The sequence below is a fragment of the Candidatus Izemoplasmatales bacterium genome, assembly GCA_041649275.1.
Classification (GTDB): Bacteria; Bacillota_I; Bacilli_A; order Izemoplasmatales; family Hujiaoplasmataceae; genus UBA12489.
The window spans coordinates 79,719-100,427 of record JBAZNL010000001.1 but is presented as its reverse complement, the minus strand read 5'-3'; the positions used below and the strand labels follow the sequence as shown (position 1 = coordinate 100,427).

At 64.2% G+C, this 20,709-nt stretch carries 23 protein-coding genes; 16 read left to right on the top strand and 7 right to left on the bottom strand.

Annotation, left to right across the window (positions count from 1 at the left end; all coding sequences use genetic code 11):
* Positions 1-4: 4 nt before the first annotated feature.
* The 6 genes from WC509_00405 to WC509_00380 are packed head-to-tail and all read left to right on the top strand — an operon-like array spanning position 5 to position 4,830.
* Positions 5-937, top strand: a complete 933-nt coding sequence (locus WC509_00405) for a DUF561 domain-containing protein (protein MFA5005919.1) — start codon at positions 5-7, stop codon at positions 935-937.
* Positions 937-1,887, top strand: coding sequence for an ACP S-malonyltransferase (gene fabD / locus WC509_00400; protein MFA5005918.1), 951 nt, complete (start codon positions 937-939; stop codon positions 1,885-1,887). Before WC509_00405 ends, fabD begins: the two co-directional genes overlap by 1 nt.
* The gene (gene fabG / locus WC509_00395) at positions 1,871-2,614 is read left to right on the top strand and encodes a 3-oxoacyl-[acyl-carrier-protein] reductase (protein MFA5005917.1); all 744 of its coding nucleotides are present in this window, start codon (positions 1,871-1,873) and stop codon (positions 2,612-2,614) included. Before fabD ends, fabG begins: the two co-directional genes overlap by 17 nt.
* 8 nt (positions 2,615-2,622) lie before the next feature.
* Complete coding sequence (fabF, locus tag WC509_00390) at positions 2,623-3,870, top strand: beta-ketoacyl-ACP synthase II (GenBank protein ID MFA5005916.1); 1,248 nt, start codon at positions 2,623-2,625, stop codon at positions 3,868-3,870.
* Positions 3,870-4,292 carry a 3-hydroxyacyl-ACP dehydratase FabZ gene (gene fabZ, locus WC509_00385; protein MFA5005915.1) on the top strand — a complete coding sequence of 141 codons (423 nt, stop codon included), beginning with the start codon at positions 3,870-3,872 and terminating at the stop codon, positions 4,290-4,292. The genes fabF and fabZ overlap by 1 nt, the downstream gene beginning before the upstream one ends.
* A gap of 4 nt (positions 4,293-4,296) precedes the next feature.
* Positions 4,297-4,830, top strand: coding sequence for a biotin transporter BioY (locus tag WC509_00380; protein MFA5005914.1), 534 nt, complete (start codon positions 4,297-4,299; stop codon positions 4,828-4,830).
* Positions 4,831-4,879: 49 nt separating this feature from the next.
* Here the strand turns inward: WC509_00380 and WC509_00375 are convergent, their stop codons facing one another.
* On the bottom strand, positions 4,880-5,413 hold the full coding sequence (locus WC509_00375) for a GNAT family protein (GenBank protein ID MFA5005913.1): 534 nt from the start codon (positions 5,411-5,413) through the stop codon (positions 4,880-4,882).
* A 114-nt stretch (positions 5,414-5,527) separates the two neighbouring features.
* Here WC509_00375 and WC509_00370 point away from each other — a divergent pair, with 114 nt between their 5' ends.
* The 3 genes from WC509_00370 to WC509_00360 all read left to right on the top strand — a co-directional run bounded on the left by WC509_00370 (position 5,528) and on the right by WC509_00360 (position 7,840).
* Positions 5,528-5,965 (top strand): SRPBCC family protein, encoded by a 438-nt coding sequence (locus tag WC509_00370; protein MFA5005912.1) that lies wholly within the window; start codon positions 5,528-5,530, stop codon positions 5,963-5,965.
* A 150-nt stretch (positions 5,966-6,115) separates the two neighbouring features.
* Positions 6,116-7,366 (top strand): KamA family radical SAM protein, encoded by a 1,251-nt coding sequence (locus WC509_00365; GenBank protein ID MFA5005911.1) that lies wholly within the window; start codon positions 6,116-6,118, stop codon positions 7,364-7,366.
* 276 nt (positions 7,367-7,642) lie between these two features.
* Positions 7,643-7,840, top strand: a complete 198-nt coding sequence (locus WC509_00360) for a DUF4250 domain-containing protein (protein MFA5005910.1) — start codon at positions 7,643-7,645, stop codon at positions 7,838-7,840.
* A gap of 85 nt (positions 7,841-7,925) precedes the next feature.
* On the opposite strand, the gene WC509_00355 is transcribed toward WC509_00360, so the two are convergent.
* Complete coding sequence (locus WC509_00355) at positions 7,926-8,957, bottom strand: branched-chain amino acid aminotransferase (protein ID MFA5005909.1); 1,032 nt, start codon at positions 8,955-8,957, stop codon at positions 7,926-7,928.
* A 226-nt stretch (positions 8,958-9,183) separates the two neighbouring features.
* Between WC509_00355 and WC509_00350 the strand changes: the two genes are divergently transcribed.
* The 6 genes from WC509_00350 (at position 9,184) to WC509_00325 (ending at position 17,003) form a co-directional block, all read left to right on the top strand.
* On the top strand, positions 9,184-10,482 hold the full coding sequence (locus WC509_00350) for an AAA family ATPase (GenBank protein ID MFA5005908.1): 1,299 nt from the start codon (positions 9,184-9,186) through the stop codon (positions 10,480-10,482).
* Between the two features lies 1 nt (position 10,483).
* Entirely contained in the window at positions 10,484-11,116 is a 633-nt protein-coding gene (locus WC509_00345; GenBank protein ID MFA5005907.1) for an RloB family protein, read from the top strand.
* Positions 11,117-11,224: 108 nt separating this feature from the next.
* Complete coding sequence (locus tag WC509_00340; GenBank protein MFA5005906.1) at positions 11,225-11,572, top strand: DUF1801 domain-containing protein; 348 nt, start codon at positions 11,225-11,227, stop codon at positions 11,570-11,572.
* Positions 11,573-11,590: 18 nt separating this feature from the next.
* Positions 11,591-13,492 carry a DEAD/DEAH box helicase gene (locus WC509_00335; protein ID MFA5005905.1) on the top strand — a complete coding sequence of 634 codons (1,902 nt, stop codon included), beginning with the start codon at positions 11,591-11,593 and terminating at the stop codon, positions 13,490-13,492.
* Between the two features lie 105 nt (positions 13,493-13,597).
* Complete coding sequence (locus tag WC509_00330; GenBank protein MFA5005904.1) at positions 13,598-16,477, top strand: S8 family serine peptidase; 2,880 nt, start codon at positions 13,598-13,600, stop codon at positions 16,475-16,477.
* The gene (locus WC509_00325; GenBank protein ID MFA5005903.1) at positions 16,470-17,003 is read left to right on the top strand and encodes an immunoglobulin-like domain-containing protein; all 534 of its coding nucleotides are present in this window, start codon (positions 16,470-16,472) and stop codon (positions 17,001-17,003) included. The genes WC509_00330 and WC509_00325 overlap by 8 nt, the downstream gene beginning before the upstream one ends.
* 47 nt (positions 17,004-17,050) lie before the next feature.
* On the opposite strand, the gene WC509_00320 is transcribed toward WC509_00325, so the two are convergent.
* The gene (locus WC509_00320; GenBank protein ID MFA5005902.1) at positions 17,051-17,230 is read right to left on the bottom strand and encodes a hypothetical protein; all 180 of its coding nucleotides are present in this window, start codon (positions 17,228-17,230) and stop codon (positions 17,051-17,053) included.
* Positions 17,231-17,371: 141 nt separating this feature from the next.
* Positions 17,372-18,106: a biotin--[acetyl-CoA-carboxylase] ligase gene (locus tag WC509_00315; GenBank protein MFA5005901.1), complete on the bottom strand. Its 735-nt coding sequence runs from the start codon at positions 18,104-18,106 to the stop codon at positions 17,372-17,374.
* A gap of 164 nt (positions 18,107-18,270) precedes the next feature.
* Between WC509_00315 and WC509_00310 the strand changes: the two genes are divergently transcribed.
* Positions 18,271-18,810: a hypothetical protein gene (locus WC509_00310; protein ID MFA5005900.1), complete on the top strand. Its 540-nt coding sequence runs from the start codon at positions 18,271-18,273 to the stop codon at positions 18,808-18,810.
* Positions 18,811-18,900: 90 nt separating this feature from the next.
* On the opposite strand, the gene WC509_00305 is transcribed toward WC509_00310, so the two are convergent.
* Genes WC509_00305 through WC509_00295 form a run of 3 tightly spaced genes read right to left on the bottom strand, consistent with a single transcriptional unit; the run spans position 18,901 to position 20,709 of the window.
* Positions 18,901-20,076, bottom strand: coding sequence for a sodium ion-translocating decarboxylase subunit beta (locus WC509_00305; GenBank protein MFA5005899.1), 1,176 nt, complete (start codon positions 20,074-20,076; stop codon positions 18,901-18,903).
* Positions 20,077-20,080: 4 nt separating this feature from the next.
* The gene (locus WC509_00300; protein ID MFA5005898.1) at positions 20,081-20,410 is read right to left on the bottom strand and encodes a biotin/lipoyl-containing protein; all 330 of its coding nucleotides are present in this window, start codon (positions 20,408-20,410) and stop codon (positions 20,081-20,083) included.
* Positions 20,407-20,709, bottom strand: a complete 303-nt coding sequence (locus WC509_00295; protein MFA5005897.1) for an OadG family protein — start codon at positions 20,707-20,709, stop codon at positions 20,407-20,409. Before WC509_00295 ends, WC509_00300 begins: the two co-directional genes overlap by 4 nt.

Sequence of the window (20,709 nt, the reverse complement as noted above, 5' to 3'; positions counted from 1 at the left end):
AACCATGAGAAACATCACGGAATTGCTCAGTTCGAGATATCCCCTGATCCAGGGCGGGATGGCCAACATCGCCACCGCGACCCTCTGCGCCGCGGTCTGCGAGGCCGGCGGCTTCGGCCTCATCGGCGCCGGCGGGAACGATCCCGAATGGGTCCGCTCCCAGATCCGCACGTGCCGGACGATGACGGACAAGCCCTTCGGCGTCAACATCATGCTGATGAGTCCGCATGCCCCGGCGATCGCCAAGGTCGTCGTCGAGGAGAAGGTGCCGGTCGTCACCACCGGTGCCGGCAACCCTGGCATCTACATGGAGGTCTGGAAGCAGGCCGGCATCAAGGTGATCCCGGTCGTCCCCTCCGTTGCCCTCGCCCAGCGCGTCGAGCGCGCCGGCGCCGACGCGGTGATCGCGGAAGGCACCGAGTCGGGCGGACACATCGGCGAACTGACGACGATGGCGCTCGTCCCCCAGGTCGTCGACGCCGTCAGGATCCCCGTCATCGCCGCCGGCGGGATCGCCGACAAGCGCGGCGTTCTCGCCGCCTTCGCCCTCGGCGCCAAGGGCGTCCAGGTCGGGACCGTCCTGCTCGCGACCGAGGAGTGCCCGATCCACGACAACTACAAGAAGATGGTCGTCGACGCGCGCGACACCTCGACCGTCGTCACCGGCCGTCAGACCGGCGCACCGGTCCGGGTCCTGAAGAACCCGATGGCGAACGAATACCTCGAGATGTCCAAGCAAGGCGCCACCCTCGAGGAACTCGAAAAGCTGACGCTCGGGTCGCTCCGCCGCGCCGTCTTCGACGGGAACGTCGAGACCGGCTCCTTCATGGCCGGACAGATCGCCGGCATGGTCAGGCGGATCCGGCCGATGAAGGAGGTCCTCTCCGACCTCTTCGACGGCGTCGCCGCCTACAAGGATTCGCTCGAGGTTCTCTGATGCCCGCGCTCGCGATCCTCTTCCCCGGCCAGGGGGCGCAGCACCCCGGCATGGGGATCGACTGGCTCGACGACGACCCCGGCGTCGCGAAGACCCTCGACGAGGCTTCGCGGATTCTCGGATACGACCTGTCCGCGGTCCTGTCCTCCGAGGACGGTAGTCTCGACGACACCCTCCTCGCCCAGCCCGCGATCGTGATCTCGTCCCTGATCGCCTACAAGGCGCTCCTTCGCCGCCATCCATTGAAACCCGCCGCCTTCGCCGGCTTCTCGCTCGGCGAGTGGACCGCCCTCGGCGCCGCCGGCGTCTACGACTTCGAAAGCCTCCTCCGCCTTGTCGGAATCCGTGCCGCGGCGATGCAGGCGGCCGCGAAGGAACGTCCCGGCGCGATGGCGGCCATCCTCGGCCTGTCCGAAGACAGGCTCAAGGAAGTCTGCGCGGTCGCCTCGACGCCGACCGCGATCGTGGTTCCGGCGAACCTGAACTGTCCCGGGCAGATCGTCATCTCGGGCGACGCGGAAGCCGTGGCGAAGGCCGCGGAACTCGCGAAGCAGGCCGGCGCGAAGCGGATCGTCCCCCTGAACGTCTCGGGAGCGTTCCATTCGCCGCTGATGTCCTCGGCGGCGGAACGTCTGGCCCGCGCACTCGAAAATGCGGAACCGTTCTTCCCCGCCGTCCCGGTTTGGTCGAACGTGACCGCCGCCCCGCATCGCAAGGGCGAACTGAGGAAGACTCTCGTCCGACAGGTCCTCGAGCCGGTACGCTTCGAGGATACGATCCGGGCGCTCGTCGCTTCCGGCATCGGGCATTTCCTCGAGATCGGACCGGGATCGGTCCTCTCGGGGTTCATACGCAAGATCGATCCGACGGCCGCCGTCGCCCGTCTCGACGGGCCGGACGGCCTTCCGGATCTGGAAAGGTGGTTGACAGAACATGGATTTGTCGAATAGAATCGCCGTCGTCACCGGCGGTGCGGTCGGAATCGGCCGGGCGATCGCGCTCGAACTTTCTGCACGCGGCGCGAAGGTCGTCGTGAACTACCGCTCGAGCGCCGCGGCCGCGGAGGAACTCGTGGCGGAAATCACCGCATCAGGTGGAATCGCCTATGCGGTCCAGGCGGACGTGAGCGTCCATGCGGACGCGAAACGGATCGTCGACTTCGCCGTCGAGAAGTGCGGCGGTCTCGACATTCTCGTGAACAACGCCGGCGTGGTCGCCGACAACCTGCTTCTCCGAATGACGGAGGAGCAGTTCGACAAGGTCGTCGACACCGACCTGAAGGGCGTCTGGAACATGTGCCGCCATGCCTTGAAGCCGATCCTCCGGAGTCCGGCGGGCAGGATCGTGAACGTCTCCTCCGTCTCCGGCATCCTCGGGAACCCCGGCCAGACGAACTACTCCGCCGCCAAGGCGGGGGTCATCGGGCTTTCGAAGGCGCTTGCCCGCGAGGTCGCCTCCCGCGGCGTCACCGTGAACGTCGTCGCTCCCGGCTTCATCGACACCGCGATGACCGCGAACATGCCCGTCGAAGCCATCGAGAAGTGGAAGGAACAGATTCCGCTCAGACGCATCGGATCGCCTGAGGACGTCGCGAAGGCGGTCGCCTTCCTCGTGTCCGCGGACGCCGCCTACATCACCGGTCACACGCTCGCCGTCGACGGCGGGATCGTGATGTGAGGCCGGCCGTGAAGCGCAGGGTCGTCGTCACCGGTCTCGGCCTTCTGACCAGCGTCGGAAACGACGTGAAAAGCACCTGGGAGGCGATCAGGGCCGGGAAGAACGGCATCGCCCCCATCACCCTCTTCGACGCCTCCGAGTCGAAGGTCAAGGTCGCCGGCGAAGTCAAGGGCTTCGATCCGACGCCGCTCGTCGGTCCGCGCGACGCGCGCCGCCTCGACCGCGCGATCCTGCTCGGAATCGCCGCCGCGGACGAGGCCTATCGGTCCGCGCGCTTAGCGCCGGCGGACTATGATCCGTACCGTTTCGGCACCTACGTCGCCTCCGGGATCGGCGGTCTCACGACGATCTGGGAGGAGGCCAAGAACGCCGTTGCCAAGGGTCTCGACCGGATGAGCCCGTTCTTCATCCCGAACGCGATCGTCAACCTGATCGGCGCGAACGTCTCGATCCGCTTCGGCCTCAAGGGACCGAACATCCCGATCGTGACGGCCTGCTCGGCCGGCACGAACGCGATCGGAGAAGCCTTCCGGGCGATCCGCGACGGCTATCTCGACCTCGCCCTCGCGGGCGGCGCCGAAGCCGCCGTGAACGCCTTCGGCGTCGCCGGCTTCGCGAACATGAAGGCGCTCTCGACGTCCGCCGATCCGGAGACCGCCTCGGTGCCCTTCGACAAGCGCCGGAGCGGCTTCGTGATGGCGGAGGGCGCGGGCATCCTCGTGCTCGAGGAATACGAGCGCGCGGTCGCGCGAAAGGCGTCGATCTATGGCGAGGTCGTCGGCTACGGCGCAACCTCCGACGCATACCACATCACCGCCCCGGACGAATCCGCCGAGGCAGTCGCAAGATGCATGACCCTCGCCCTCGCGGACGCCGGGATCTCCCCGTCCGACGTCGGCTACGTGAACGCGCACGGGACCTCGACGGTCCTGAACGACAAGTTCGAGACGCTCGGGATCAAGAAGGCGTTCGGTCCGCTTGCGTACGAGCTGTCCGTGAGTTCGACGAAGTCGATGACCGGACACGCCCTCGGCGCCACCGGCGGGATCGAGACGATCCTCACCCTCCTCGCGGTGAAGGACGGGATCGTCCCGCCGACGATCCATTACCGGGAACCCGACCCCGACTGCGACCTCGACTACACCCCGAACGTCGCGAAGCGGAAGAACCTCACTTACGCGATGAACGTGAACCTCGGCTTCGGCGGCCAGAACGCAGCCGTGGTCGTCAAGCGGATCGAGGGGAGGGCGGAGTGATGCTCTCGCTCGAGGGGATCAAGAAGATCCTGCCGCACCGCGAACCGTTCCTGCTCGTCGACGAGGTCCTCGACTACACGCCGATGAAGGGCGGCATCGGGATCAAGCACGTCCGCGCCGAGGAGTTCTACTTCCAGGGCCATTTTCCCGGACACCCGGTGATGCCGGGGGTCCTGATCACCGAGTCGCTCGCCCAGATGGGCGCGATCGTGCTCCTCTCCGACCCGCAGTACCAGGGCAAGATCGCCTACTTCACCGGCATCGAGAAGGCCAAGTTCCGCCGGAAGGTGGTCCCCGGCGACACGCTCCTGCTCGAAGTCGAGATCACCCGCATGCGCGGGAGGTTCGGCTTCGGCACCGCCGTCGCCAGGGTCGAGGACGAGGTCGCCTGCGAGGCGCAGTTCTCGTTCGTGGTCGGATGACGCCTTGACGAGGACCCGCCGCCTCGCCGGAACCGCCGTCTTCACCGCCCTCGCGGCCGTCTCCGTCTGGCTGATTCCGCCCTTCACGCTGCCCGGGATTCCGGTCGCCTTCACCCTGCAGTCGTTCTTCGTGGTCCTCGCGGGATTCGTTCTCCCCCCCGCCGCGGCGTCTGCGGCGATGCTCGGGTACGTCGCGCTCGGCGCGGCCGGGCTGCCGGTGTTCGCCGGCGGAACCGGCGGCCTTTCCGTCCTCGTCGGTCCGTCGGGGGCGTTCCTCTGGCTCTTCCCGGCCGTCGCCGGCGCGATTGCTCTGGCGGTTCGCGGAACAAACCGGACCGTCATCCGGATCGCGGCCGGAATCGGCTTCGCGATCCTCGGACTCTACCCGCTCGCGTCCCTTTGGACCGCGTTCGTCGCGGGGATTCCGTGGTTATCTGTTCTATTCGGAATGACGCCCTACGCGGTCCTTGACGTCGTCAAGGTCGTCCTTGCGGCGATGCTTGCGAAGCGCCTTCGCCGCATCGCGGATCAACACTGAAAAAGCGCGCCGTTCCGCGATATGCGGAGCGACGCGCTTTTCGACGTCCTTAAAGGTAGAGGTTCATCAGGAGGACGTCGTGGGAGCGGCCGTCGACCTTCATGTACTTCTCGTAGGTGCCGATTTTGACGAAGCCGGTCCGCTCGTAGAGCCGGATCGCATGGAGGTTGTCGGAACGCACGGAGAGATGGATCACCTCGAGGATCCCGGTCGAGCGCGCGAAGCGGACGAGACGGTCCATCATCGCCGACCCCACGCCGAGGTTCCAGCATTCCTTCCGGACCGACACCCCGATCTCGCAGGTGTGGGCGATGCGCGGCCGCGTCGGCGCGTTCACGTTCACCACGGAGACGATCCGGCCGTCGAGGATGCCGAGGAACATCGCCGAGGTCTTCGCCTCGGACAGCTTCTGGAGCATCTCCCGTTCCTGTTCGACGGCGTAGGGCACGCCCTCGGAACCGAACAGGAGGTTGTCCGATTCGCCGCCGACGGCGTGCAGGTAGTCGAGCATCGCCTCGGCGTCGGCGGGTCCTGCCCGCCGGATCGCAAGCGTCCTGCCGTCCTTGAGCGCGACTTCATCCATGGTATCACCCCTTGCGGATATCATACGGCAGCGAACCGCGATTGTCAACGGGATCGAAAATAAACGATCGCGTCCCCGTGCGTTCTGTTATAATGGAGGCAGGGAGGCGATCCGATGGATTACACCTGCACGACCCTGGTCCGCCGGCCGCCGGCCGCGGTGATGGCGCTCTTGCTCGACCACGACCGCATGAAGGAATGGGAAGAGGGGCTTCTCCGCATCGACTGGATCGAACGACCGAAGGGACGGGGCGAAGGCTCCGCCTGGCTCGTCTTCGCCGCTCCCGAGGGGGAGATGCGGATGAAGGAGACGGTCCTCTCCGTCGAGCCGCTCCGCCTCGAGGTCGTCTACGAGCTCGGAACCGTCTGGAACCGCTGCGTCAACCGGCTTGAGGCGATGCCCGAGGGAACCCTCTGGTCGATGGACGTCACGTTCCTCGGAAAGGACATGACGCCGCTTCCGGCGGCCGACTTCCGAAGCGGCACGGAGACGGGGATGGCCCGCTTCAAACGCTTCGCCGAAAGCCTCGGGAAACCGGGAAGGAAGAACTGAACCGACGATCCGGCCGCACTCCGCGCCGGATCGTCTTTTCGTGAATTTCGTCGAATGGGTGGACAAACGGCGGAAAGTCGCTTATCATACGCTTATCGGAACGCCCGGGGATCGGGGGCCGAGGAAGTCAGAACGATCCGAGGAGGAATGATGGAGGAACGGAACAGACGTGCGGCCGTGATGCGGGCCGAGGAACTGAAACGCCGCATCGACGATTATCTCCGGGAGCGTGAACGCATCCCGAAGGGCCTGGAGCGCCGTCATGAGAACGACGCCGGAAAGGCCAGAATGCTCGACTATTTTCACGCCGGTCCGTCCGACTGGGACGACTGGCGGTGGCAACTCTCCCATCGCGTCGGCGACGCGCAGACGCTCGCGAGGCTGCTTTCGCTCACGGATCGCGAACGCGAACGGATCGCCGCCGTCGGCGAACGCTTCCGGTTCGCCGTCTCGCCCTACTATCTCTCGCTCGTCGATCCGGCCGACCCGACCGATCCGATCCGCCGCCAGGCGGTGCCCCATCCGTTCGAACTGCTCGACCCGGAGGGCGAGGACGATCCGATGGCGGAGGAACGGACCAGCCCGGCGGGCTGCATCACGCGCCGCTATCCGGACCGGCTGATCCTGAACGTGACGAACGAATGCGCGTCGTACTGCCGGCACTGCCAGAGACGGCGCAACATCGGCTCCGTCGACCGCGTCGCTTCGGACCGGACGATCGAAACGTCGATCGCCTACGTCCGCGAACATCCCGAGATCCGCGACGTGCTCGTCACCGGCGGCGACCCGTTCACGATGCCGACGCCGCGCCTCGAGAAGATCCTCGCGGCGCTCCGGGCGATCCCCTCGGTCGAGATCATCCGCGTCGGCACGCGGACACCCGTGACCCTGCCGATGCGGATCGACGACGACCTGTGCGCGATGCTTGCGAAGTACCATCCGCTGTACGTGAACACCCACTTCAACCACCCGATGGAGGTCACCCGCGAGGCGGGAGAGGCCTGCGCGCGGCTTTCGGCCGCGGGGATCCCGATCGGGAACCAGACGGTCCTCCTGAACGGCGTGAACGACGATCCGTTCGTGATGCGCTGCCTGAACCAGGAACTGCTCAAGATCCGCGTCCGGCCCTATTACCTCTTCCATGCGAAGACGGTGCGGGGGACTTCGCATTTCCGCACGTCCTTCGACGACGGCCTCCGGATCATGGAATATCTCCGGGGATACACCTCCGGTCTGGCGATCCCGCAATACATCGTGAACGCGCCCGGAGGGCTCGGAAAGACGCCGCTGTTGCCCGACTACGTCCTCGAGCGGACGCCCGACCATCTCACGATCCGCACCTGGGAACGGGTCGTCCTCAGGATCCCGGACCGGCCGACGCGGCCGTTCCCGGAAGACTAATCGGAAGGCGCATCTTTTCCTTGCGTTCGCGCGCACGTTGGAGTATAATGTTTCTCGTCGGCGCGAGCCGACCGGTTTGGCGGTTTCGTCCCGACGCGACGGATCGCGGAATGCCCCCACAGACTGCTTGATGACCCCGCGATGCTCACGCGCCGTGCCGACATGTACCGTTCCGCCGGGACGAAACCCCGCCATGCCGATACGGTTCCCGCACCACCCATAGACCAGGAACGGGACCGCGCGTCCCGTTCATGTTTTTTTTCAGGAGATGAGATCATGAGTTCGCTCTACAAGATGGATCCGCACGTCGTCGTGTCGCTCGTCAACACGAAACTGCGCGACGGTGTCAAGGACCTCGACGGCGTCTGCGAGGAGCTCGCCGTCGAACGGCCGCTGCTCGACCAGATGCTTGCGCGGATCGGCTACGTCTACGACGCCGGATTGAAGCGGTATCGCCCGTCCGACGCGCGCTGATCGATACACACCATGGATCAAAAGAGCCGGCATGGAACCCGATCGGGGTCCGTGCCGGCTTTCATGTATTCCGATGGTCAAGCGGTCACTCGACGTTTCTGATCCATCCGTCGGGGGCTTCGACGTCCCCGAACTGGATCCCGACCAACAGGTCGTAGAGTTTCTTCGACCAGGGGCCGGCATCCTTCTCCCAGGGGAAGGCGTGGCGGACGCCCCGGTGGGTGATCGCGGCGATCGGGGTGATGATCGCCGCCGTGCCGCAGGTCGCGGCTTCGGAGAATTCGTCGAGGCGGTCGACATAGACCTCGCGCTCCTCGATCTTCATGCCGAGGCGCTCCCTCGCGAGATAGAGAAGCGAAAGCTTGGTCACGGAGGGCAGGATCGAACTCGACTTCGGCGTCACGAAGACGCCGTCCTTCGTGACGGCGAAGAAGTTGGCGGCGCCGCCCTCGTCGATCTTCGTGTGGGTGAGGGGGTCGAGGTAGAGGCAGTCGGCGAAACCCTGCGACTTCGCGATCGCGTTCGGCAGCATCGAGGCGGCGTAGTTTCCGCCGACCTTGACCGAACCGGTACCGTTCGCCGCGGCGCGGTCGTAGTCGGTGGTGACGAAGTCGACCGGCTTTAGGCCGCTCTTGAAGAAGAGCCCGACCGGCATCGTGACGACGCCGAAGAGGTATTCCTTCGAGGGCGCGAGGACGAGGTTCGAACCGACGCCGATCATGAAGGGGCGGACGTAGAGCGTCGCCTTCGTGTCGTGCGGCGGGACGAACTCGGAGTTGTACCGGACGGCCTCCTCGATCGCTTCGAGGAAGCGCTCGACGGGCAGTTCCGGCATCGCCAGGCGGCGACAGGACCTTTGGAAGCGGAGGGCGTTTTCCTCGGGACGGAAGAACTGGATTCCGCCGTCCGTGCGGCGGTAGCATTTCATGCCCTCGAAGGCCTGCTGGCCGTAGTTGATGCCGGTGGAGAGTGCGTGGACGGTGACGGTGTCGCCTTCTTGCATCCCGCCCGCGTCCCAGGCGCCGTTTCGGTAATGGGAGAGATAGATGCCGTTGGTCTTGACGGGGACGAAGGACAGGTTCGCGAAATCGACGTTCGGGGACGGGGCCTTGATCATCTTGCACCTCGAATTGTGGCTTCGCCTTAATGATACACCATCGCCGCGATGAAAACAAATGGTCATTGGGATTACTGCGTCGACTCACGGGTGAATTTATCTGGAGCTGAAAGTGTACTAATAATTGATAATGTAAAAATTTTACAAAAACAATAAATAAGATATTGCAAATCGATGATGTGCGTGCTAGACTTGAATTACCATCAACGATTGAAGAGGTGCCATCATGCTGGTCAAGTTCCGTTGCAAGAATTTCCGGTCTTTTCGTGATGAAGCGATCCTGTCGATGCAGGCGACCTCCGGCGACGAGCATCGCGACTTCAACACCTTCGAGGTCGATGAGCGGCTGTTTCCAAAGGGCGAGAACGTCCTGCTCAAGAGCGCCGTCATCTACGGCCCCAACGCATCGGGCAAATCGAACCTGATCAAGGCGATCCGATACATGCAGAGCGTCGTCGTGTATTCCTCGGCGCCGGCGCTTGGCGTCGTCAAGAGCAACGAGCCGTTCGCGCTTTGCGACAAATGCCTGCACGAACCGACCGTCTTCGAGATGACGCTGATTCAGGATCAGGTCCTTTATCGCTACGGCTTCACGATCATGGATGGACGGATCCAGGACGAGTCGCTTGAGCGGAAGAACGAACGCATGACGAAGGTCTATCAACGTCGAAGCGGCGACATCTCGATCATCGGCCTCGATGACACAACGACCCGTTTCATCCGGATCGATGACGGTGCGCTCTTCCTGTCCGTATTCCAGCAGTATCACCTTCCCGACTCGATCGCGGGCGATCTCAACCGGGTCCGCACCTGGTTCTCTCGTCTACTCGTCGTTTTCGAAGAGAATGTTCTGCCATTCGTCAAGTACGAGCAGAACCCCGGATTCATCGAGGATGCCCTGAGAATCATGAGGATGGCCGACATCGGCATCCGCGACTTCTCGGTGTATAGGGACAAGATCGTGCTTGAGAAGAAAACGCCTTATGAATCGCTGAAGGCCATCGAACGCCTGCTCTCCGAGCCGATCCAACTGAACGCCGACGGCGGAGACCTTGGGAAACTGGACCTGAAGACGGTATTCGATGTCCGCGATGAACACGGGACCGTCGTCGGCGAGAAGATCGTCCACCTTCTTCGCGACCGCGAGTTCCACTCCGAGGGGACGCGCCGGCTCATGTTCTATCTCGGCTGGATCCTCGCGTCGCTCCACGAGGGGCGCGTGATCCTCATCGACGAGATCGACACCAAGTTCCATGTCGTCCTGGCAGACTATCTCATGCGCATGTACAACTCGATCGACCGCAATCCGCTGAATTCGCAGCTCGTCGGCACGGCGCACAACATCCTGCTGATGGACGGCCCCGTCCGCCGCGACCAGATCCTCTTCGCCAGCAAGGATCCCGCCGGCGCTTCCTCGATCCGCGCCCTGTCGGACTACAAGGGCGTACGCAAGAACGACCTCTTCAGCAAGAAATACCTCCTCGGCTTCTATTCGGGAGTCCCGGACATGACCGAGGACCAATGAGATGGCCCGCGCCGGGAAACCATATACCCCGAAGAACAAGGTCCTGATCCTGACGAACGGCGAACACTCCGAGAAGAACTACTTCGAACTTCTGAAGTCGGGTCTTCGGACTTATTACTCGGTCTCCGTGAAGTTCGAGAACGCCGATCCCGTCGGCCTTGTGGAGAAGGCCATCACGCTCTCCGAAGGGTACAACCGCATCTGGTGCGTGTTCGACGTCGACGATTTCCAACATCATGGGAAAGTCAAGGAAGCGTGCGAACTTACGCGCTCGGCTGAGAACGTCAGCGTCGCGTGTTCGAACCGGGCGTTCGAGGTCTGGCTCCTCAACCATTTCGCCCCTTTCCGAGCCAAGTCGACGATGAAGCAACTGAAGGCTTCGATGACCGCGCTGCTGAAGAAGGAGCAGTTCGGATCCGGCCCGTACGACAAGAACGATGCCAGATTGCTGGAGAACCACTTCGTTCCGCGCTACCGACAGGCGGCCGTCAACGCCAAGATGATGCACCAGACGATGAAGAGGGAATACATGAACGACCATCCCGCAGCCGCCGACGCCCACATCTGGGAACTCGAGTCCGCGACGACGGTCTATCAGCTTGTGGAATTCCTCATCAACGCAAAAAAACAGTGAAGCCGACGTCGCCGACGCCGGCTTCGTCCGTTTTGAACAAAAGCGTCGTGAGAATCGGCCGCATGGTGTATAATATCCATGGAACGCTGTTTCCTCGGGAGGACCGCCATGAACGACGTCGACGCCTTTCTGAACGAACAGACCGCGATCGCCAAGGAACGGCTCGCTCCGATCCTCGACCACATGCGCGAAAACCATCCCGAGCTCGAGGACCGGCTCTACTACGGGATGCCGGCGTGGCGCAAGGGGAAGTACGACTTCATCGCCTTCTCGTTCCACGCCGCCCACTTCACCCTCCACACGCTCGACTTCGAGTATCTCGAAGGCCTGAAGGGGCGCCATCCGAAGGCGAAGTTCGGAAAGGGTTCCTACCAGATCCGCTATCAAGACGAAGCGGCCGCGGCCGAGCTTCCGTCGATCCTCGACGAACTCGCGGCGCGCATGCCGCTGCGTTAATCCAAAGGAGATTACCGAATGCAGTTTGACCAGCTTTCCATCATCGAACCGATCCTCCGCGCCCTGAAGACCGAAGGATACGAAACCCCGACCCCGATCCAGGAACGCGCGATCCCGCCGCTCCTCCTCGGGAAGGACGTCATCGGCAGCGCCCAGACCGGCACCGGCAAGACCGCCGCGTTCGCGATCCCGATCCTCCAAAGGCTTTCCGCGATGAACCTCCCGAAGGGATTCCGTCCGATCCGGACGCTGATCCTGACGCCGACCAGGGAACTCGCGCTTCAGATCAAGGAGAGCTTCGACGCCTACGGGCGCTACCTCACGATCCGCAACACCGTCATTTTCGGCGGCGTCGGCCAGGCGCCGCAGACGGACGCCCTCAAGGCGGGCGTCGACGTCCTCGTCGCCACCCCGGGACGCCTCCTCGACCTCATGGACCAGGGCTTCGTGCATCTCGAGAGCCTCGACGTCTTCGTCCTCGACGAAGCCGACCGGATGCTCGACATGGGCTTCATCCACGACGTCAAGAAGGTGATCGCAAAGTTGCCGAAGAAGCGTCAGACGATGCTCTTCTCGGCGACGATGCCTTCCGAGATCGCCGAACTCGCGCAATCGATCCTGATCGATCCGGTCCGGATCGCCGTCGTGCCGGTCGAGACGACCGTCGACGCGATCGACCAGAAGGTCTACTTCGTCGCCAAGAAGAACAAGACGCGCCTCCTCATCCTCCTCCTCGAGGATCCGTCGATCACCTCCGCGCTCGTCTTCTCGCGCACCAAGCACGGCGCGAACAAGATCGTGAAGGAACTCACCCTCGCCGGCCTGCCGGCGGACGCGATCCACGGAAACAAGTCGCAGACCGCGCGCCAGACGGCGCTCGGCGACTTCAAGGCGAAGAAGACCCGCATTCTCGTCGCCACCGACATCGCCGCCCGCGGCCTCGACATCGACCACCTCTCGCACGTGATCAACTTCGACCTCCCCGAGGTCCCGGAGACCTATATCCACCGCATCGGCCGCACCGGCCGCGCCGGTCTCGCCGGCGACGCGATCTCCTTCTGCGACGTCGACGAACTGCCGATGCTAAGGGACATCGTGAAGCACATCAAGAAGCCGATCCCGATCGTGCGGAACCATCCGCACGCCGAGAACTACCCCGATCCGCTCACTGTCACGGGCGCCGCGAAATCGCCGAAGCAACTGTCCGACGCCGACCGGGAGCCCAAGAACTTCTCGCGCCACGACGCGAAGAACGACCATGCCGCACCGCGGCCCGCAAGGAAGGAAGAACGAATCCCGATGGAACAGAACGACAGAAAGCCGGACGCGAACCAGCCGAAACCCCAGAACCAGCCGAAACCGCAGGTCCAGAACCCGCCGCGGCCGCAGAACCAGCCGAAGCCGCAGAATCCGAACCAGCAGAGACCCCAGAACCAGAATGCGCCGAAGCCGAAGGCGCAGGAAGGTCAATCCGATTCCCCCAAGCAGCCGACTTCCCAGAAGCCCCAGCAGGCGCCGATCCCGAAGCCGCAGTTCAAGAAGCCGAACCACCCCGAAAAGGCCTACGATCCGGCCGACTTCGTCCTCCTCGAGAAGACCGACACGCGGGCCTCGCAGCCGCAGCCGCAGCCGAAGAAGCAGGATCAGCCGCGCCGCGACCGCGATCGCCAGAACCAGGGCGGAAAGCACCGGGACAACCGTCCCGAGCCGCGCGACAGGTCCTTCCCCGATCCGCTCCCCGAGGAGCCGAAGAAGGTACGGGCCGACGAGGATCCGCTGTGGGAACCATCGATCGAACCGGCGCAGCCGAAGCCGGCGGGTGACCTCCCCGGCGGCTGGAAGCGATTTGACCCGACCAAGCTGCCTGGATACAAGGCTCCCGACCTGATGTCGTTTCCCGACGAAAAGAAGAAGAACTGAAGCCGATGCGCCGGAAGCGATTCCGGCGCATTTTTTCGGTCCCGCCAATACGAAAACCGGCGAATGCGTATATAATACGAATAGACGACATCGACGAGGCGACCCATGAAGCGTACGAGATTCTTCCCCGCGATCGCGATCCTGCTATTCCTCCTGTCGGCGCTTGCGCCGCTTTTCGTCGTCAAGGCGGGAACCGTGGCGGATTTCGACGTCGTGGATGGCGAATTCCTCGCGATGGTACGGGATCAAGCCGAAGCGTCGGCGCTCGCGGAACGGTACGGCATGGCCGTCGTCGAGGTCTCCGAATCCGGCCTTGCCGTCTTCCGCGGCGATCCCGGCCGCGCGGTCCAATACATCGCGGCCGGATTCGCGTACAACGCGAAAAGCGCCATCGCCACGGATGTCCTCGGCCGGGAATCCGATCCCTACCTTTCCGATCAGTACGCCCTCGACCTGACGCGGGTCACCGAAGCCTGGGAGCTCGAGACCGGATCGAGTGCGATCACGGTCGCGATCATCGACACCGGGATCGACGTCACCCACGACGAATTCGCGGGAAGGATCTCCCCGCTCTCCTATAACACCGTCACCGATACCGCCGGATCCGCCGCCGTCGTCGACGACGTCGGCCACGGCACGATGGTCGCCGGCGTCATCGGCGCCATCCGCGCCAACCGGATCGGCATCGCCGGCATCGCCCAGAACGTCGCCCTGCTCGTGATCAAGGCCAACGCCGCGGGCGAAGGTTCCTTCTCCGACGCATCGATCATCGAGGGCATCTACTACGCCGTCAACCACGGCGCCGACGTGATCAATCTCTCGCTCGGCGGATCGTACGCCAATCCGCTCACGAAGACCGCCGTCGAGTACGCCTTCGAACACGACGTCGTCGTCGTCGGCGCCGCCGGCAACGACGGTACGGACGAACTCTTCTATCCCGCCTCCTTCCCGACGGTCCTCTCGGTCGGGGCGGTCGGTCCGACCTCGATGGTCGCCGACTACTCCAACCACAACGCCGCGGTCGACTTCGCCGCGCCGGGAACCGACATCGTCACGACGAGCCTCTCCGACGGATATGCGAGCGTTTCGGGGACGTCGTTCGCCGCTCCGCAGGTGACGGGAGTCGTGGCGCTTCTCCGGTCGTACCTCCCCGACGCCACGGTGCCGGAGATCCGCGCGCGCCTCGAAGGCACCGCCGACGACGCCGGCCCGATCGGCGTCGATCCGTACTACGGTTACGGGATCGTCGACGCCTATGCGCTCCTCGCGACCGTCTTCCACGAAGTCTCCTTTTTCACCGACGGAGGTTCCTCCGTGGATTCCGTCTGGATCCAGGACGGCCGCTATCTGACCCTGCCCCTTCCGCCGACCAAGCCCGACATGGTCTTCGTCGGTTGGTGCCTCGACGAGGCGCTTACGGTCCCGTGGGTGCGCGGCGTCCCGGTCACCGCGGACATGACCCTGTACGCGTTCTTCTCCGATTCCCACCACACCGTGACGTTTTTCACCGACGGTGCGCCGATCGACGCGCTCGTGGTCGCGCACGGCGACGTCTTCGACCTCCCCGCATCCGTCCGCGACGGCTATCGCTTCACCGGCTGGTTCGTCGACGAGGAACGGACCGTCCCCTACGAGAGCGCCCCGGTCACGTCCGACCTTTCCCTCTACGCCGGCTTTTCGGCGATCGTGGTCCACGACGTGACCCTCGTCGTCCTCGACGAGACGGACGCGGTCCTCACCTTCGAGGAGGGGTCCGCCGTCGTCCTCCCCGACGCGGTCCGCGAGGGGTACGCGTTCCGCGGCTGGTTCCTCGATGCGGAGGCCACGATCCCCTACGTTCCGGCTCCGGCGACCGCCGACCTCGTCCTCTACGCCGGAATGGACCGGATCGTCCTCTACGCCACGGTCGTGACCCCCGGCGACCCGATCGATCCCGTCGCGTTCTTCTACGGCGAGGTACCGGCGCTGCCGGACCCGACGATGGCCGACCACGAGTTCGCCGGCTGGTATCTCGACGAGACCTATTCGACATCGTACGTTCCCGCACCGGCGACGGCGGCGATCACCCTCTACGCCCGTTTCCTGGCGACCTCCTTCTCGATCACGCTCCGGGTTCCCGAATCTTTGGACACCGTCTATTACTACTCGCCGGGCGAAGTGCCCGCCCCGGCCGATCCGGTCGCGACCGGTGCGACGTTTTCCGGATGGTTCGTCGACGAAGCGCTGCTTCAGGCATACGTCCCCGCCCCGATCGCAGGGGATCTCGTCCTCTACGCGAAACTCGAACCGATCGTCTACCTGGTCCGCTTCCATGACGCCGCCGGGACGGTGATCGCGACCGATCACGTCCTCTACGGCGCGGCCGCGACCCCGCCGGCCGATCCCGTCCGCACCGCGACCCTCGCCGTGACGTTTTCCTTCGCCGGCTGGAGCGAGGCGTTCGATTCCGTCGTCGCCGACCTCGACCTCTACCCGCGCTATACCATGGCCTTCGACGCGACGACGGTCGCGCTCGTCCCGTCCGTCGACACGATCGCCTCGAACGACGTCTGGATCGATCCGGGCGTCGAGTGCGCCGATCCGACGGTGGAGGTCGTCGCCAGCGGGATCCCCGCGGCGATCCTTGCCGGTCGCTTCGTCGTGACCTATGCGATCGTCTTCGAGGACGTCGAAGTCTACCGGCTCAGCCGCATCGTCAACGTCCGGACAACCACGGTCCCGGTCGAGATCACGCTGCGCGACGGGCTCTCGACCATTCCCGTCGGAGGTGCGTACGTCGAGGCCGGCGCGACCTCGAACCGCGGAAGCGTCGCGATCACCGGAACCGTCGACACCGGCGTTCCGGGAATCTATCTGATCACCTATGCGGTCGAACTGGACGGCGCGACGACGACGAGGACGCGCTATGTCTTCGTCGTCGACGCCGGCGGCACCGTCCCGGTGCTCTCGATTCCGCTCTGGCGGAAGGAGGAAGACCATGCGTAGGTTTCTGATCGTCGTCATGTTCCTTTCGACATTCCTGCTGCTCGGGTGCGCCCCGATCGCGGAGGGCGACGTCACGATCGTTCTCCGGGCGGGCGTCGACACCGTCGAGATCAACGATGTCTTCGTCGACGCCGGCGCGAAGGCGACGGCGGGCTGGCTCCCGCTCTCCGTCGAGGTCGTCGAGAACACCGTCGACGTCGCCGCGGTCGGGTTCTACCGGATCGTCTACCGGTGCACGTACAAGGACATCGTGAAGGAGGTCGTCCGCTATGTCGCGGTCGTCGACGAGATTCCTCCGGTCGTCGTCCTGAACGCGGGGGTCGACACGATCCTGAAAGGCGATGTCTGGACCGATGCCGGCGTGACCGCGACCGACGACGGCGGAACGGTCTCCGTCACGGTCCGCGGCGTCGTGACCTCCGACATCCCCGGCGAATACATCATCACCTACGTCGCGACCGACGGCGCTGGAAACGAGACCGTCGCCGTGCGCTACGTGAACGTGCTCCGAAGCGACAACGGATAGAAAACGGCCGGCGCTCCATGGATTCCATGGGTACGCCGGCCGTTTTCCTAGATCGAGATGATGATCGTCTCCACCTTGCGGTGCTTGTCCGTGAGCCGCCAGAGCTTCTGGTAGCTCCGGAATTCGGCGGGGATGTCCTCGCCGCGGTGGAGCAGTTTCAGTTCCTGGTTCTTGACGTCGAAGTTGTAGAGGACGACTTCCGACGACGGTCGTTTCTTGCGAAGCATGTTGGTTCCTCCCGGATCAGATGATGGTGGGCGATGGGTTCGCTACAACCATTATACGCGCGGGCGCACCGTTTTATTGGCGTATCGCCGATGAACACGTTTTCGATTGAACCTCAAAGGATGGTTTCGGGTCGCAGGGAATCATTCGGAAGGGAGCTTCATCCCGCCGGTGATCGTGACCTCGCCGCTGCGGAGGTCGAGGATTCCGGCGGACGTCTCGACGCGAAGCGATCCGTCCTGTTGGATCCGGCCGGCGACGCCGTCGCGGCGGACGCCCTCCCGGAGGAAGAAGATGCGTTCGCCCCTGAGGGCGGAGACGCGGTTCGCGTAGGCGCGCCAGTCGGACTCGCCCGCGCGTTCCGCCGCCAGTTCGGCGACGAAGGCCGCGGCGGTCCGTTCGACGATCTCGACGGGATCGGTCCGTCTGCCCGTGAGACCGAAGAGCGAGACGGCGCTCGCCGCGATCTCGTCGGGGAAGTCGAGGGTGTTCGCGTTCACGCCGAAGCCGACGACGAGCGCGAGGACGCGTCCGTCCTCGATCACGCTCTCGCAGAGGATCCCGGCGAGCTTCCCCTCGGCGCAGACGATGTCGTTCGGCCATTTGATCCGCAGGCCGCGGACGTAGGCCTTGAGCGTCTTGTGGAGCGCGACCGCCGCGATCAGCGGGATCCGGTCGAGGGTCGCGACGTCGAGGCCCTCTTTGAGCAGGATCGAGAACAGGGCGGATTTCCCGTCGTCGATCCAGACGCGTCCGAGACGGCCGCGTCCGGCCGTCTGGCGGACGGCGGACAGGACGGTGAGATGGGGATGTCCTTGATACTCGCGTTTCAGGCGTTCGTTGGTCGAGTCGACCGTTTCGAGTCGGATGTGGTTCATGGGGATCGTCCTCGCTTCATCGTTCATCTGGTCGAATTGTATCATCAAACGATGACGATTGAAAGAAGGCAAGGTGAAATCGCCGTGAAAACGGAACGATTTCGGCGAACGCCTTGATTCGACGGGGAGGGCATGTTAGGATAAAACGCGAAGGAGGGATCGACATGTCGAATCCGAACGTGTTTCTCTGCTACGACTCCCCGAACGCGAAGCAATGCCAGACGGTGATGGGATATCTGAAGGAAACGGGCCATTCCGCGAAATGCGTGCCGGCCGACTTCGCCGTGCCCGACAAGTCGCCGCAGCACATCCTCCAGGACCTCGTGAAGACCTTCTACGACCCGTCCGACGTCGTCGTCTGCGTTGTCGGCCCTACGACCTCCATGAAGGCGCACGTCGATCAGGAACTCCATCACGCCCTTCTGGGCAAAACCGGGATCCGCAAGGGGATCGTGCTTCTGATGATGGAGAGTCCCGACGTGTCGCTCGACAAGATCCGGGCCGGCGCCCCGAAGGCGCTCCAGGCGATCCCGGAGCGGCTCCGGAAGAATCTCCCGTACGTTGAACTCGCCACCTTCAGCCGCTACCGGGACCTGCCCGCGCTCTGCCAGGCGGCATGGAAGAAGGCGAAGGATCCCGCGATCGCAGTCGATCCCGGCGCCGCCCCCGCAGGCATCCGCAAGGGATCGTACCACGAGCAGTGACGGCCGCGCGCGGTCGGTCTTCGCATCATAGAACGAAACGAGGGTTCCGGAACTGGCCGGAACCCTCGTTTCAACTCTGAAAATCGATCCTCATCCGAAGAATGTGAACAACAGTCCGGCGGCGACGGCGCTGCCGATGACGCCGGCGACGTTCGGACCCATCGCGTGCATCAATAGGAAGTTCTCCGGATCGTCCTTCTGGCCGACGAGCTGGACGACGCGCGCCGACATCGGCACCGCCGAGACGCCGGCGGCCCCGATCATCGGGTTGACCTTGCCCTTGGAGAGGACGTTCATCAGCTTTCCGCCGAGCACGCCCGCGGCGGTCGCCGTGCCGAAGGCGAAGAGCCCGAGGCCGACGATGAAGAGGGTCTGTAGCGAGAGGAACGCGTCGGCGGTCGCCGTCGCGCCGACGGACAGGCCGAGGAGGATCGTGACGATGTAGAGGAGCGACTTGCCGGCGGTCTCGACGAGGTTCGGGACGACGCCCGATTCCTTGATCAGGTTCCCGAGCATGAGCATCCCGATCAGGGGCACCGAGCTCGGCACGATCAATCCGCACAGGACGGTCACGGCGATCGGGAAGACGATCCGCTCGACGCGTCCGACGGGTCGGAGCTGCGTCATCCGGATCAGGCGTTCCCTCTTCGTCGTCAGGAGCCGGATGATCGGCGGCTGGATGAAGGGGACGAGCGCCATGTAGGAGTAGGCGGCGAGCGAGATCGGTCCGAGCAGGTCGGGGGCGAGCCGGGAGGTGAGCAGGATCGCGGTCGGTCCATCGGCGCCGCCGATGATGCCGATGGAGGCGGCCTCGGCGGCCGAGAAGCCGAAGAGGATGGCGCCGAGGAAGGTGACGAAGATGCCGATCTGGGCGGCCGCCCCGAGGAGCATGCTCCTGGGGTTGGCGATCAGCGGACCGAAATCGGTCGTGGCGCCGATCCCGAGGAAGATCAGGCAGGGATAGATGCCGAACTTGACGCCGTAGTAGAGGTAGCCGAGTAGTCCGGAATAGGAGACGACGGTCTCGGTGCCGACGACTTCGGTCGTCTTCACGAACATCCCCGATCCGGGAATGTTCACGAGCAGCATCCCGAACGCGATCGGGATGAGCAGGTACGGTTCGAACTTGCGGAACACCGCGAGATAGAGCATCGCGAGCGCAAGCAGCACCATCAGCGCCGCCTTCCAGCCGCCTTCCGAGAAGAAGCCGGCGATGCCTGAATCGCCGAGGAAGCGGAGGATCGATTCGATCAGGTCGGAACCCATGGCCTTAACCGACGACGAACAGGAGCTGGCCGGCGGCGACGGACTGACCCTTCGCGACGGCGGCCTGGCGGAGGACGCCTTCGACGGGCGAGAGGATCTCGTTTTCGAGCTTCATCGCCTCGAGCACGGCGAGGATCGCGCCCTTCTTGACCATCGTTCCGACCTCGACGTTCACCTTGACGATCTGACCCTGCATCGGCGCGACGACCTGCGCGCCTGCCGCATCGGCGGCGGGCGCCGGTTTCGGCGATTCGATCTTCGCGTTCGATTCGGTCACGCTTTCGAGTTCGACTTCGTAGACCTTGCCGTTGACCTTGACCTTGTAGAGTTTCATGAGCGGATCTCCTTCACGGATACGACGTTGGGTTCCTGTTTCGTGCTTTCACGGAAATCGATGGCGGCGACGAGGACGGCGGCGACCATGTCGTCGTCCTTCAGGTCCTCGGGACCGAAGGGCTTTGCCTGAATCGGCGCGGCCGGCGGCTCGGGGCCGTCCGCGGGTTCTTCGCGGATCAGGTTCCGGATCCCGCCGACGACGAGGGTGATGAGTTCGAGCATGGCGAAGACGATCAGGACGCAGACGACGGAGACCATCAGTCCCTGCAGGAACGGATACTGGATCGCGAGGAACAT

Excerpts from the sequence above, each read along its gene's own strand:
- WC509_00405 (MFA5005919.1), top strand. The coding sequence starts at position 5 with ATGAGAAACATCACGGAATTGCTCAGTTCGAGATATCCCCTGATCCAG.
- fabD (MFA5005918.1), top strand. The coding sequence starts at position 937 with ATGCCCGCGCTCGCGATCCTCTTCCCCGGCCAGGGGGCGCAGCACCCC.
- fabG (MFA5005917.1), top strand. The coding sequence starts at position 1,871 with ATGGATTTGTCGAATAGAATCGCCGTCGTCACCGGCGGTGCGGTCGGA.
- fabZ (MFA5005915.1), top strand. The coding sequence starts at position 3,870 with ATGCTCTCGCTCGAGGGGATCAAGAAGATCCTGCCGCACCGCGAACCG.
- WC509_00375 (MFA5005913.1), bottom strand. The coding sequence starts at position 5,413 with ATGGATGAAGTCGCGCTCAAGGACGGCAGGACGCTTGCGATCCGGCGG.
- WC509_00370 (MFA5005912.1), top strand. The coding sequence starts at position 5,528 with ATGGATTACACCTGCACGACCCTGGTCCGCCGGCCGCCGGCCGCGGTG.
- WC509_00365 (MFA5005911.1), top strand. The coding sequence starts at position 6,116 with ATGGAGGAACGGAACAGACGTGCGGCCGTGATGCGGGCCGAGGAACTG.
- WC509_00360 (MFA5005910.1), top strand. The coding sequence starts at position 7,643 with ATGAGTTCGCTCTACAAGATGGATCCGCACGTCGTCGTGTCGCTCGTC.
- WC509_00355 (MFA5005909.1), bottom strand. The coding sequence starts at position 8,957 with ATGATCAAGGCCCCGTCCCCGAACGTCGATTTCGCGAACCTGTCCTTC.
- WC509_00350 (MFA5005908.1), top strand. The coding sequence starts at position 9,184 with ATGCTGGTCAAGTTCCGTTGCAAGAATTTCCGGTCTTTTCGTGATGAA.
- WC509_00345 (MFA5005907.1), top strand. The coding sequence starts at position 10,484 with ATGGCCCGCGCCGGGAAACCATATACCCCGAAGAACAAGGTCCTGATC.
- WC509_00340 (MFA5005906.1), top strand. The coding sequence starts at position 11,225 with ATGAACGACGTCGACGCCTTTCTGAACGAACAGACCGCGATCGCCAAG.
- WC509_00335 (MFA5005905.1), top strand. The coding sequence starts at position 11,591 with ATGCAGTTTGACCAGCTTTCCATCATCGAACCGATCCTCCGCGCCCTG.
- WC509_00330 (MFA5005904.1), top strand. The coding sequence starts at position 13,598 with ATGAAGCGTACGAGATTCTTCCCCGCGATCGCGATCCTGCTATTCCTC.
- WC509_00325 (MFA5005903.1), top strand. The coding sequence starts at position 16,470 with ATGCGTAGGTTTCTGATCGTCGTCATGTTCCTTTCGACATTCCTGCTG.
- WC509_00320 (MFA5005902.1), bottom strand. The coding sequence starts at position 17,230 with ATGCTTCGCAAGAAACGACCGTCGTCGGAAGTCGTCCTCTACAACTTC.
- WC509_00315 (MFA5005901.1), bottom strand. The coding sequence starts at position 18,106 with ATGAACCACATCCGACTCGAAACGGTCGACTCGACCAACGAACGCCTG.
- WC509_00310 (MFA5005900.1), top strand. The coding sequence starts at position 18,271 with ATGTCGAATCCGAACGTGTTTCTCTGCTACGACTCCCCGAACGCGAAG.
- WC509_00305 (MFA5005899.1), bottom strand. The coding sequence starts at position 20,076 with ATGGGTTCCGACCTGATCGAATCGATCCTCCGCTTCCTCGGCGATTCA.
- WC509_00300 (MFA5005898.1), bottom strand. The coding sequence starts at position 20,410 with ATGAAACTCTACAAGGTCAAGGTCAACGGCAAGGTCTACGAAGTCGAA.
- WC509_00295 (MFA5005897.1), bottom strand. The coding sequence starts at position 20,709 with ATGTTCCTCGCGATCCAGTATCCGTTCCTGCAGGGACTGATGGTCTCC.